The sequence below is a fragment of the Buttiauxella cochleicola genome (assembly GCF_021283185.1).
GTDB lineage: Bacteria > Pseudomonadota > Gammaproteobacteria > Enterobacterales > Enterobacteriaceae > Buttiauxella > Buttiauxella massiliensis.
In genome coordinates, this window is the sequence record NZ_JAJSOS010000006.1 from 233,456 (window position 1) to 245,893 (window position 12,438).

The 12,438-nt window shown below is 50.9% G+C and carries 12 protein-coding genes; 4 read left to right on the top strand and 8 right to left on the bottom strand.

The window, feature by feature from the left end:
* Positions 1 to 45: 45 nt before the first annotated feature.
* The 4 genes from LVQ76_RS11550 to selO all read left to right on the top strand — a co-directional run bounded on the left by LVQ76_RS11550 (position 46) and on the right by selO (position 4,027).
* A complete protein-coding gene (locus LVQ76_RS11550; protein ID WP_034455965.1) occupies positions 46 to 507 on the top strand; it encodes an NlpC/P60 family protein in 462 nt (153 codons plus the stop codon).
* Between the two features lie 137 nt (positions 508 to 644).
* Positions 645 to 1,619, top strand: a complete 975-nt coding sequence (locus LVQ76_RS11555; protein WP_232921692.1) for a LacI family DNA-binding transcriptional regulator — start codon at positions 645 to 647, stop codon at positions 1,617 to 1,619.
* Positions 1,620 to 1,786: 167 nt separating this feature from the next.
* Positions 1,787 to 2,503: an EAL domain-containing protein gene (locus tag LVQ76_RS11560; RefSeq protein WP_232921693.1), complete on the top strand. Its 717-nt coding sequence runs from the start codon at positions 1,787 to 1,789 to the stop codon at positions 2,501 to 2,503.
* A gap of 78 nt (positions 2,504 to 2,581) precedes the next feature.
* Positions 2,582 to 4,027 (top strand): protein adenylyltransferase SelO, encoded by a 1,446-nt coding sequence (gene selO / locus LVQ76_RS11565; RefSeq protein ID WP_232921694.1) that lies wholly within the window; start codon positions 2,582 to 2,584, stop codon positions 4,025 to 4,027.
* A 4-nt stretch (positions 4,028 to 4,031) separates the two neighbouring features.
* On the opposite strand, the gene LVQ76_RS11570 is transcribed toward selO, so the two are convergent.
* From LVQ76_RS11570 to ppsR, 8 genes are all read right to left on the bottom strand, one after another.
* Entirely contained in the window at positions 4,032 to 4,811 is a 780-nt protein-coding gene (locus LVQ76_RS11570; protein ID WP_232921695.1) for a heme ABC transporter ATP-binding protein, read from the bottom strand.
* A complete protein-coding gene (locus LVQ76_RS11575; protein ID WP_232921727.1) occupies positions 4,804 to 5,766 on the bottom strand; it encodes a FecCD family ABC transporter permease in 963 nt (320 codons plus the stop codon). Before LVQ76_RS11575 ends, LVQ76_RS11570 begins: the two co-directional genes overlap by 8 nt.
* Positions 5,767 to 5,801: 35 nt before the next feature.
* The gene (locus tag LVQ76_RS11580; protein ID WP_232921696.1) at positions 5,802 to 6,617 is read right to left on the bottom strand and encodes a heme/hemin ABC transporter substrate-binding protein; all 816 of its coding nucleotides are present in this window, start codon (positions 6,615 to 6,617) and stop codon (positions 5,802 to 5,804) included.
* The gene (locus tag LVQ76_RS11585; RefSeq protein WP_232921697.1) at positions 6,614 to 7,645 is read right to left on the bottom strand and encodes a hemin-degrading factor; all 1,032 of its coding nucleotides are present in this window, start codon (positions 7,643 to 7,645) and stop codon (positions 6,614 to 6,616) included. Before LVQ76_RS11585 ends, LVQ76_RS11580 begins: the two co-directional genes overlap by 4 nt.
* 9 nt (positions 7,646 to 7,654) lie before the next feature.
* Positions 7,655 to 9,631 carry a TonB-dependent hemoglobin/transferrin/lactoferrin family receptor gene (locus tag LVQ76_RS11590; protein ID WP_232921698.1) on the bottom strand — a complete coding sequence of 659 codons (1,977 nt, stop codon included), beginning with the start codon at positions 9,629 to 9,631 and terminating at the stop codon, positions 7,655 to 7,657.
* A 293-nt stretch (positions 9,632 to 9,924) separates the two neighbouring features.
* Positions 9,925 to 10,089: a hemin uptake protein HemP gene (gene hemP / locus LVQ76_RS11595; protein WP_034455958.1), complete on the bottom strand. Its 165-nt coding sequence runs from the start codon at positions 10,087 to 10,089 to the stop codon at positions 9,925 to 9,927.
* Positions 10,090 to 10,292: 203 nt separating this feature from the next.
* The gene (gene aroH, locus LVQ76_RS11600; protein ID WP_134183107.1) at positions 10,293 to 11,339 is read right to left on the bottom strand and encodes a 3-deoxy-7-phosphoheptulonate synthase AroH; all 1,047 of its coding nucleotides are present in this window, start codon (positions 11,337 to 11,339) and stop codon (positions 10,293 to 10,295) included.
* A gap of 159 nt (positions 11,340 to 11,498) precedes the next feature.
* Complete coding sequence (ppsR, locus tag LVQ76_RS11605; RefSeq protein WP_151996135.1) at positions 11,499 to 12,332, bottom strand: posphoenolpyruvate synthetase regulatory kinase/phosphorylase PpsR; 834 nt, start codon at positions 12,330 to 12,332, stop codon at positions 11,499 to 11,501.
* Positions 12,333 to 12,438 lie beyond the last annotated feature (106 nt).

The following is a 12,438-nucleotide window of genomic DNA, read 5'->3' on the forward strand; positions in this document are numbered from 1 at the left end:
CGCTAAATTACTGGAAATTATAAACGGGTGAGGACTAGCCTGAAAATGCGTGTATGGATTCTTGTAGTGGCATGTCTGGTGCTCGCTGGGTGTAGTCATCATGCGCCACCTCCAAATTCTCGACTTTCAGACTCGATAACGGTAATTGCCAGGCTTAATGATCAACTCAGCGGCTGGCATGGCACTCCGTATCGTTATGGTGGCATGAGCCGTCGTGGCGTCGATTGCTCCGGTTTTGTGTCAATTACTTTCCGTGACCGGTTTGATCTGCAACTGCCACGGGAAACGCGCCAACAGGCTAAAATTGGCACTGAAATTGATAAAGATGATTTACTCCCGGGCGATCTGGTGTTCTTTAAGACTGGGTCCGGTGAAAGTGGCTTGCATGTTGGTATTTACGATACGGACAACCAATTCATTCATGCCTCGACCAGTCGCGGCGTGATGCGTTCGTCTCTCGATAATGTCTACTGGAGCAAGAAATTCTGGCAGGCCCGCCGTATCTAGCACAGCTTTTTCCTCGCGCAGGGCCAGTCTATTGGCCCTAAACGTGACTCCCTTCAGCAATTCCGTGGCTAACCCAGGTGTGATTCACGATATCAGGTAATATCTGGGAGCATTTCGCTCCCACTAAAGGATAGTTCATGGTTACTCTCGAAGATGTTGCCGCCAGCGCAGGTGTATCCCGGGCGACCGTCTCGCGCGTGGTGAATGGCGATAGTAAAGTTAACGCGCAGACCCGAATCAAAGTTGAAGCGGCGATCATTGAATTAGGCTACACGCCGAATCCTGCGGCCCGAGCTTTAGCATCCAGTCAAAGCAATACCTTAGGGCTTGTCACGACCTCTTATCGTGGCGGTTTCTTTGGGGCACTGATGGATACCATTCAGAGTGAAACTGAATTACAGGGAAAACAGCTATTAGTGACTCAAGGGCGTGATACTGCTGAGAAAGAACTCAATGCTATTCAGCGACTGTTTAATTTACGTTGCGATGGCCTGATATTACATGTCCGCGCCATCACCGATGACACTCTTGTGCAATTGGCTGAACAAGACCGCAAATTTATTATTCTGGACCGGGATGTACCGGGGCTTGAGCCACGCTGTGTGGTGTTTGATCATCTTGCGGCGAGTGCTCTTGGTACTCAGGTTCTTATTGATGCTGGCCATACTGCAATTGCTTGTTTGCATGGGCCGGGTGGGCGATCTTCAAGCTTACTGCGTCTTCAGGGCTTTATTGATGCCATGAATCAGGCGCAGCTTGTGCCTACTGCGGTGCTGGGTGGCGAGTACGACATGCCGGCTGGCTATCAGCTGGCATCTCAGTTACTTGAAAGTAGCCAACCGACGGCTATTTATTGTTGTAATGAGGAATTGGCAGTGGGTGCGATGCTGGCAATCACTGAACGTGGGCTGCGAATTCCCCAGGATATCTCACTGGTTTGTTACGACAGTGGAGAAAGAGCCGCGTTTGTTCGACCTGCAATTACCAGTGTTCATTTTCCGATAAGTGAAATGGCGCGTTTTGCGATCCGTAAATTATTGGAAAATGATTATGAGAATGAATCCTTTTCTCCCGAGATAATCCACCGTGATTCTGTCCGTCATATTCGCTAAAACTGGCGATAGGAAGATAACCAGGATAATATAATTATATTCGAAAAGAATCTGATACACATATCAAGGATGACCTTGCGTTTAAATACAATCAAATCAATCCAGTTAACGCTGGATGTTCATCGTGTCACGATGCCATCCACCTCATTCGAAACACGGCTGGCAACATGATCCTCTCACTCGATGCACAATATCGTTCGGATTTTTATTTCCAGCCTGTTTACTTACCTAAGGGCGAAGTTTTAGGTGTTGAATTATTGGTTAATTTTGTTGGGGTCGATGCGCCGGTGCGTATTCCAACAGAATTAGTTGCGCCAGTTATTAAATCAGAACAGCAATTAATATTGTTTCATGAGCAAATAGAATTACTCGAAAACTATCAAGAATTCTTTAAGGCTCAGAGCATGGTTGTCTGGGTAAATATAAGTGCGGTAATCGTTGATGAGATTTTAGCCAATCCGGTGCTGGCTTCCCGCCTGGCGCAACTTCCGTTCATTGAGTTTTCTATCAATGAAAACTTCCCCGAGTTAAATCTTGGCAATGAAAATACGCGGTTAGTAACAATGTGTAAGCATTATTCATTAGTGTTGGCTAATTTTGGTGCGGGAGTGGCGACGACTAAACCGATTTTTGACGGGCTATTTAAACGTGTATTTATGGATAAATTATTTATTCATAAACAAATTAAACAACGCTCTTTTGAACCCTTTATGTTAGCAATGCTTGCCCAACTTACTCCTTTTTGCCAGACATTAGTTATAACGGGTATTGATGAAGATGCAACGCGTAAGAAAGTCCTCTCATTAACTGCCTTCGCCATGCAGGGTAATTGCTGGCCGGCTATTTCACCTGAGGCATTAACCGACTGGTTTCATTCTAATTAACCCGCTCGAGTGAATACCCCTGCCAACGTGCTGTGTTTAAAACCTCGTACAAGCACTACACTATTGGCAGGAGGTAACATGACCAATAAACCTGTATTTAACAATAGCTGGCACGACGAATTGCCCGGCTTTTACACGGCTCTGAAGCCAACGCCGCTGCATCATTCCCGGCTTTTTTATTATAACCGTCCATTGGCTGATGACCTCGGGCTTGATGCCTCATTGTTTGACGAATCTCATGCGGGTATCTGGAGTGGCGAAATGCTGCTTCCGGGTATGCAGCCTTTAGCTCAGGTTTATAGCGGTCATCAGTTTGGTGTCTGGGCAGGGCAACTTGGTGACGGGCGCGGTATTTTGCTCGGTGAACAACAGTTGGATGACGGGCGAAAATTTGACTGGCACTTGAAAGGTGCAGGCTTAACACCTTATTCGCGGATGGGGGATGGCCGCGCTGTGTTGCGCTCAACGGTACGTGAATTTCTCGCCAGTGAAGCGATGCATGGCTTAGGGATACCAACCACGCGTGCGCTCAGTATCGTCACCAGCGACACCCCAGTACGCCGCGAAACCACTGAGCAAGGCGCTATGCTGATTCGTGTGGCGCAAAGCCATGCCCGGTTTGGCCACTTCGAGCATTTCTACTATCGTCGTGAACCCGAAAAAGTACAGCAATTGGCAGATTATGTGATTGCCCATCACTGGCCGCATCTGGTTGATGAAAAAGATAAATATCAGCTTTGGTTCCGCGATGTTGTCGAGCGTACCGCACTGATGATTGCTAACTGGCAAACTGTCGGTTTCGCCCATGGCGTTATGAATACTGACAATATGTCGATTCTCGGCCTGACAATGGATTACGGCCCGTACGGTTTCCTTGATGACTATCAGCCTGATTTTATCTGCAACCATTCCGATCATCAGGGGCGTTATGCTTTTGATAATCAACCAGCAGTAGGTCTGTGGAACCTGCAGCGCCTGGCGCAGACGCTGTCACCATTTATTTCGGTGGAATGGCTCAACGAATTGCTCGATCACTATCAGTTCGCGCTGATGAAAGCATTCGGGGAATTAATGCGCGGCAAACTGGGCCTGTTGACCGAACAAACGGCAGATAATGAAATTCTCACGGAACTGTTTGGCTTGATGGCAAAAGAAGGGAGCGATTACACGCGCACGTTCAGAATGCTAAGCCTGACTGAGCAAAATTCAGCAAGCTCGCCGCTACGGGATGAATTTATCGACAGAGCCGCTTTTGATAGCTGGTTTACCCGCTACCGTACTCGACTGCAAATGGAGCAGGTGAGTGACGAGCAGCGCCAGCAGGCAATGAAAGCTGCAAATCCTTCAATTGTTCTGCGTAACTGGTTGGCTCAGCGTGCTATCGATGCCGCCGATAAAGGTGATGTGAGTGTTCTGGCTGAACTACATGAAGCACTGCGCCAGCCATTTGCGGAACATTCGGAAGATTTGACACAGCGTCCGCCGGACTGGGGCAAACGCCTGGAGGTTAGTTGCTCTAGTTAGCCTATTATTGCTGTAACCAAACCTGAGGCACCGGGTGTTCTGGATGATTGAACACCCGTAAATCCGCCTGATACCAATGTTGCAAGGTCGATTCATTCAACACCTGTTGCGGCGAGCCATTTGCCACCAGCTTCCCTTCATGCAGCAATACAATCCGGTCAGCCCACAACGCGGCCAAATTCAAATCATGCAGCACCACGCAAACGGACAATGTTCCCATCAGCGATAAACGGCGCAGTAAACGCAAGATATGTTGCTGATGATAAAGATCGAGCGCCGAGGTCGGTTCATCTAAAAACAGCCAGCCGTGGGGTTGCCCATCCAGCCATAGCTGCGCCAGTGCGCGAGCCAGTTGTACGCGCTGTTGTTCACCACCAGAAAGCTGGCAGAAATCGCGCCCGGCAAGCGTATCGCACCCCGTTAGCGCCATCACTTCCTGGACGACAGATTTAGTCTCTTTTTCCGGCCACGGCGCGCGCCCCATAGCAATCACATCCTTAACGGCCCAGCTAAAGGCCATACCACTGCGCTGGCGCATGACCGCACGTTTACGCGACAGAGCATCTCCAGACCATGAAGTGAGTGGACGCCCAGCAAGGGTAATTTCACCACCGTCTGGTGGCTGGAAACCAGTCAGTACTCTCAGCAGCGTAGATTTTCCGGCACCGTTAGGGCCGATTAGCGCCACGACTTCACCGGCAGCCAGCGTCAGATTAATGTCATCGAGTAATTTTCGCTCGCCTGGCCGAAACGTAACGTTTTTCGCCTGTAATAAATCAGCCATCAGTTTCCCTCCCCGGGCGGAAAATCATTGCTAAAAACCATGGGCCGCCAAGCAGACTGGTCAGCAGGCCAACGGGCATTTCAGCGGGAGCAACCAGCGTGCGGGCGAGGGTGTCGGCAACCAACAGGAGCATTGCGCCAGCCAGCACCGAGCCGGGAATCAGCCAGCGATGATCGGCACCTAGCCACATCCGTACTAAGTGCGGAACAACTAAACCAACAAAGCCAATCACACCGCTTACGGCAACGGCTGCTGCGACTAACAACGCACTTAAAATCAGCAGTTGCCGTTGGGTTTTTTTGACATCCACGCCAAGATAATGGGCTTCTTCATCTCCAAGCTGTAACAGGTTAAGGCGTCTGGACAGAAACGCGATAGCCAGCGAAGCCGGGAGAATAAACGAAGCAGTAGCAAGTAAGGTTGACCACTGGGCTTGCCCAAGGCTACCCATTCCCCAAAGCGATAATTGTCGCAATTGGGCATCATTACTTATCCAGGAAAGCACGCCGACCGCCGCGCCGCAAAGCGCATTGATGGCAATCCCTACCAGCAGCAAGCGCGAAAGACTGTTGTTACCCTGGCGGCTTAAGAAGAAGATCACCAGCGTGACCGCAAGACTGCCAACAAATGCGGCAAGCATTGGAACATATAATGCCAGGACTGCCGGTAGTGCGATCGGCAGGACTACTGAAAACCCAACCGCAAGTGCAGCACCGCTACTGATCCCAAGTAAACCTGGATCAGCCAGCGGGTTGCGAAATAGCCCCTGCATCACGCAGCCTGAAAGTGCCAGTGCGCCGCCCACAAGCGTTGCTAGCAATACTCGCGGCAGACGAATGTTGAGCCAGATATGACGCAACGCTTCATCCTGAGTTTGCCACAGCACGGCGATGGAAAGACGCATGGCACCTAAATTGGCGGCAACCAAAGACAGTGCCAGTAACGCCAGAATCATGGCGAACAGAGCGCGTTGGGGCAGGGGACGGCGTATCAAGGCAATTGCTCCGCTTTCTTACGTAACGCAAGGATCGCATCGGGTGTTTGCAGGCCAAAACCGAGCAACGCCATATCATCAACAACTAGCAGCTGGCGGCTTTTCCCAGCGGGAGTTTGCGCAAGACCCGGCAGTTTCCAGACGTTATCTTCACCACCCAGCGTTTTCACGCCGTCGGCTGTGACCAGTACCAATTGCGGCTTGCTGGCAATCACGCCCTCCTGCGACATTGGCTGATAACGCTTGAAACCTTGCATCGCATTTTGCAAACCCGCGGCGTGAATCGCAGCATCAGCCGCCGTCTCTTGCCCGGCCGCCATGGCAGTCATGCCACCGTGACTCATGATGAACAGCACTTTCACCGGCAATGGTTTCTCAGGAATCGAAGCCAGTTTGCTATGCACTTGCTTGCGCAAAGCATCGCCCTGAGCCGTTTTCCCCATCGCTTGCGCGACTGCGTCAATCTTCTCATCGATAGCATCCAGTGAATTACTCGCCGGAATAGTGACCACTTTGACGTTGCTACTGGCGACTTGCTCAAGTGCGAGCGAAGGTTTGGCCTGCGCACTCGCGAGTACCAGCGTCGGGCGCATAGCCAGAATCCCTTCGGCATTAAGCTGGCGCAAGTAACCGACATCAGGCAGCTTTGTTGCAGCCTCCGGATGCAGACTGGTGCTGTCCCGGGCGACCAACTGGTCACCCGAACCTAGTGCAAAGGCAATTTCCGTAACGTCGCCACCAATTGCCACCACTCGTTCATTGGCAGCGGCAATCACTGGCATTGCAAGCAGGGCAATTAACCAGCGTTTCATGCGGCCAGCCCTTTGCTTACCAATGCTTCCAGCTGTGAGCGCCACTGCTGCTGCTCAGGTTCGCCTTCTGTACGTTGCCCGTAAAGCTGCGCGATTTGCGTGCCGTCAGCCGCAAACAGTTCCAGGCTCGTCACAAAGCCATCGCCGCTTGGTTTACGCGTCACCCAGCTTTCAGCGATGGTGTCGCCCATCAAGTGCAAGGTGAACTGAGGGTTGAAGATATTGATCCAGTTATCCATTGGCACAACTTTTTCCACCTTGCCGGTGAAAATCTGCACGGTGCCCTGGTTGCCGACGAAGATCATAATTTCATTTTGATCCTGTTTCGCCTGAGCTAACAGCTGCGCCAGTGCGCTGTTATCAACCTGGCAGGCCAGGTCTTCAGCGACAAGGCGAAATGCCTGCTGGCGTGTTAGCTGGTGGCGTTTGAGCAGACCAAAGAACTGATGCACGTCACGCAGGCTGCGCCATTCGGAATCAACCTGTTGGCCATCTACCGCAGGTGTCATCACGCTTTCTTCTGTTGCTTGCAGCTCAAGCTCCGGGTTATCAGCATAGATAAACTTCGCCAGCATATCGCCCCAGGCAGCGAAATCGGTGTTGTCGGTGGTATACACCTTCAGCAGCGCATCACCCTGATGGTCAAAAAACTGAATGCTCTGGCGTTCACCGCGAGCGGTTTCTTCACGGATGTGGAAAGCGAAAGCCCATTGGTTCAGAAATAGACGCAAATCCAGCGCGCGGGGGTTAAGAACCAACCCTGCATGGCCATGAAGTTGTTGGTTCTCAAAACGGCCAACTTGTTCATGCACCGCATATTCGTTACGGCAAATGGACTTGATTTCGCCGACGTTTTCAAGGGAGGCGAGAATGTCGCGAACTTCACCTTTTAAGCGCCATGCATCATGCCCTACACGAGCATGAGTCAGTTCGGCCTCGCTGATGTTCATCAGACGAGCGATGTCGCGAGCATATTTTTTAGGGTGCTGTTGTTTGAGCTGCAACCAGTTGTCATAACGCTGAGTCATATTGCTTCCTTACCATTGATAACTAACGAAGATTTTGCCGTTACGGCCATCTTGTGGGAGCCCCTGTGGCGACCAGTATTCCTTATCAAAGGCGTTACCCAGTACCAGGGAAGTGGAGAGCCCGCGCAACTGCTGCTGGCCTGTATAGCTGATATAGAAATCGTTCACACCGTAACCCGGCTGCGCGCTGTAGCTGCTGCTGATATGCGTTGAGCGCTCGGCGAAGGTGCCAACCCAGCCCACGGAGAAGCCACTTTGTGCGACAGGCACATCCAGAATGCTGGTGACAGTGTCCGGGTTCAGGCTTGAAATCCAGTCGCCTGTGCCGGTGTCTTTACCACGGGTGCGGTTATAAGCCAGATCTAAACTGAACCACGCACTGGTGTATTTCGCCGTCATATCCCAACCCCAGATTTTGGCATCAGGAACGTTATAGGACATGGTGGTCGCTTTGGCGAAATCGACGGTGGTAGAAATGTAGTCTTTTGCTTTGGTATCGAAGTAGCTGGCTTTAAATTCGAGGCCGTCTTCAGCCAGCATTAAATCGTCGAAGCGTAAGCCAAAGCCGTATTCCTGCGTTTCGTTAGTTTCCGGGCGCAGATTCGGGTTCGGAACCCAATAGTTGGTGTAACGAGTGCCGATAGAGAAGTGTTTCGCATCGTTATACATTTCGCCCATGGTTGGGGCGCGGAACGCCTGCGCATAAGATCCAAACAGCATCAACCATTCGGTTGGCGTAATGGACAGTGCGCCACGCGATGACCATTTATCGGCGTTCACGTCGTCATAGCCGTCGCTGCTGCCGCTGTAATTGTCATAGCGTGTGCCGGCTAACAGGGAGACAGGCAGGTCGCGCAGGGTGATTTCATCCTGCAACCAGCCGGAGCCGAAGTCGATGTTGGCCTGTGGGAAGCCCGTGGTGTTGCCGCCAGGTTTTTGATCCTGGCGATAATACTCACCGCCGTAAGTCAGCAGGTGGGCGGCGAAACTGTCGGTAAATACACGGCTGCGGTTTTCGACTTTTCCACCAGTGGTGGTTTGCTTGCGGAACTCAGCACCATCAGTTTGGCCCTGCGCGTTGATGCGAGCTTCAGACCAGTAGGCGGTAGCATCGGCATTTAGCCAATCGCTTTGGTCCGGCCCAATGTGGTATTTCAGCTGTGCGTCGCGCTGAATGGTTGAGCGGTCAACCATCGGGTTGCTTGAGTCAGCGTTAGTCGTCTGTGGGTTTTTAGGCTCCTGTGCGGCGTTATTGTAATAACGCAGAGAGCCTGCCAGTGACTGCGCCGGGTCGATATACCAGGTGCCTTTAGTCAAGAAGTTACCGATGTTTTCATCGTTTGGCGCGGTTTCGCCGTCGCTCTGGCGGATGTCGCCACGGTCGCGGCTCGACCACGCAACCAGGCCATCAAGGTTATCCGTGCGGCCAAAGGCGCTGGCACCCATTCCGACACTGTGATCGCCCGTCGCACCGCTACCAAACACGCGGAAACCACTGTTCTGGCCTTCATACAGCAAATCGCTGGCATCTGCTGTTTCATAAGAAATCACACCGCCGAGTGCGCCACTGCCGTACAGCAGAGCTGCCGGGCCGCGCACCACTTCGATACGCTTGATTAAAGCCGGATCAAGAAACGTGCTGTTGAGATGCCCGGTGTCCGTGCCCTGGCGTACGCCATCAACCAGCATCAACACGCCACGGCGATCGTAACCGCGCATGCTGACGTCCTGACCATTGGTGCGGCCGGTGCCGGAAAGAGTGATCCCGGGCACCCGGCGCAGCATGTCAGCGGCAGATGATGAAGTTTGGCTTTCAGGGGTATTGGCATCAATAACGGTAACCATCATTGGTGCTTCAAATGTGCTGCGTTGGTTGCCAGTGGCCACCACGGTCATTTGATCGTCTTTCGCGAAAGCGGGCAGGGCAGAAAAAACCGCAACAGTCAGTAATGACAGACGGAAGCCGACTGTGTGTAAAGCAGGCATGCGCAAATCTCCATAAGAAAATTTAAAAGCGCTGGCTGCCTGGGATGATGAAAAACCTGGGTGGCTTGCGTTTCTCCTTCATATTTCAAGCCGCATCTTTGTTGGCTGCGTCACTCACCCGAATCACTTACTTATGTAAGCTCATCGGGATTCGTTCACTTGTCGCCGCGATGCAACTCGAACTATTTCGGAGAAATAATTTGGGTTGTATTTAGGTTCTATTCCCCCTAAATAATTCGAGTTGTAGGAAGGCGAGTCGCTAACGCACCTACAACTTGAAGTATGAAGGGAATTTATTTGGTCAGGATTAACTTCCCGGCCTGAGTTTGTCTTAACTGATATTGCTGGCCTTCGTGAACAATAACCACTCGTCCGTCAGGGCCGAGCAAAAGCTTGCTGTCTATCTGACGTGGGCCAGCCGCAGATTGCGGATTCGTAGGGGTGAATGCTTTATCCATGTTTCACTCTGTTTACAAATGACAATCAATGTAACAATGATAATCATTATCAATAAACTATGTTTCATCATCAAGTGTTATTTGTAAGAAATTTGTGAATGGATCAATTTTGAGCGGAAGAGGGGAAAAGGTCGGATGTCGCTTACGCTAATCCGACCTGGGAAATGCGGTTATAGTGCGGATGATCGTCATCCACCGAAAATTTAGAAACGGCTATCCGTTGCGTCTGCCAGCATATCGAGCAGCGTTTCGGTGTCTTCCCAGTTCAGGCAAGGGTCGGTAATTGATTGTCCGTACACCAGTGGCTGCCCGGCAACAATTTTCTGCGTGCCTTCACGAATGAAACTTTCAGCCATAACGCCCGCAATTGCCCGCGAACCATTGCGAATTTGGTTACAGACATCTTCGCAAACTTCGAGCTGGCGGCGGTGCTGCTTCTGGCAGTTGCCATGACTGAAATCGATCACTAGTTGTTCTGGCAAATCAAACTCATGCAGGCTGTCACACGCCGCGGCGATGTCGGCTGCGTGGTAGTTCGGCTGTTTGCCACCGCGCATGATGATATGGCCGTACGGGTTGCCGCTGGTTTGGTAAATGGTCATCTGGCCGTGTTTGTCCGGCGAAAGGAACATATGGCTGGCGCGGGCGGCACGAATGGCATCAACTGCAATACGCGTGTTGCCGTCGGTGCCATTTTTGAAACCGACCGGGCATGAAAGGGCAGATGCCATTTCACGGTGGATCTGGCTTTCGGTGGTACGTGCGCCAATCGCACCCCAGCTAATCAAATCGGCAATGTACTGCCCGATCACCATATCAAGGAATTCGGTCGCCGTTGGCACGCCGAGTTCATTCACCTGCAATAATAGGCGGCGCGCCTGCTCGATACCGTGGTTTACGCGGTAACTACCGTTTAAATCGGGATCTGAAATCAACCCTTTCCAACCGACTACCGTGCGCGGTTTTTCAAAGTAAGTGCGCATCACGATTTCAAGACGATGCTGGTGTTTCTCACGTGCAGTCTGCAATCGACGGGCGTAATCCATTGCCGCATCCAGGTCATGGATTGAGCAAGGGCCAACAATCACCAGCAGGCGATTGTCTTCGCCATTAAGAATTTTTTCGATCCGGCGACGGGAAGCCGTTACGTTTTGTGCAACTTCCTGGGATACAGCCAGACGCTGTGCGAGTTCCGCAGGTGTTACCAGACTATCGATGCGCGCTGTGCGCAATTCATCTGTTTTATTCATTGGGTGTCTCAGAAATTTTGTCTTCAGCTCGGCAGGAGTACCGGGAAGTGATGGCAGTCACGATAAACCAATTTATGTTGAATTCAACCGTAGAACTGAATCGTTACCACCAGATTCTGTACACCCTACCATACAAAATTGCACCTTTGCACTAGTTTGTTAGTACATGCGACGATTTAAGCCCATGATATCGAGGATCTTGGTCGCCATCTCTTCAACCGAGTAATTGGTACTGTTGAGATAGCGAATCTGATTTTTACGAAATAGGGCTTCAACCTCAGCCACTTCCAGGCGGCATTGGCGCATCGACGCATAACGGCTGTTTTCACGGCGCTCTTCACGAATTGCCGCAAGACGTTCTGGGTTGATAGTCAAACCAAAGAGCTTATGTTGTAAAGGTTTCAACACTGCTGGCAGCTGAATGTTATCCATATCATCGGCAATAAACGGGTAGTTTGCCGCTCGAATACCAAACTGCATCGCAAGGTACAAACTGGTTGGGGTTTTGCCACAGCGCGATACGCCAAGCAAGATAACTTGTGCTTGATCGAGATTGCGCATTGAAATGCCGTCATCATGCGCGAGTGTGTAGTCAATGGCGGCAATACGCGCATCATATTTGATTAAATTGCCCGGATTAAGACCGTGAGTTCGGTGAGCAATCGGCGTCGGTTCCAGCTTTAATTCCTGCTGTAAAGGCGCAACCAGCGCTTGCACGATATCCTGACAAAAACCTTCACTTTGCAAAATAATATCGCGAATTTCTGGTAAAACGATGGAGTAGAACACTAATGGACGCACGCCAGATTGTTGATAAATGGCATTGATTTGTTCTTTCACCGCATTGGCCCGGCTTTCGTTTTCAACAAACGGCAGCGTGATGCTGTTAATGGCAACAGGAAACTGAGACATAACCGCATGTCCAAGGACTTCGGCGGTGATCGCGGTGCCATCGGAAATATAAAAAACTTGCCTGTCTGCTGAGTTATCCATTTTTTATTCCTGAAATGTTTCACATAGGCTGAAGCATAAATTAAAACCTTCCATCCTGGATCAATCTCATTTCATTTTTAAAACTGAAACGTAGTTTTTATTTTTA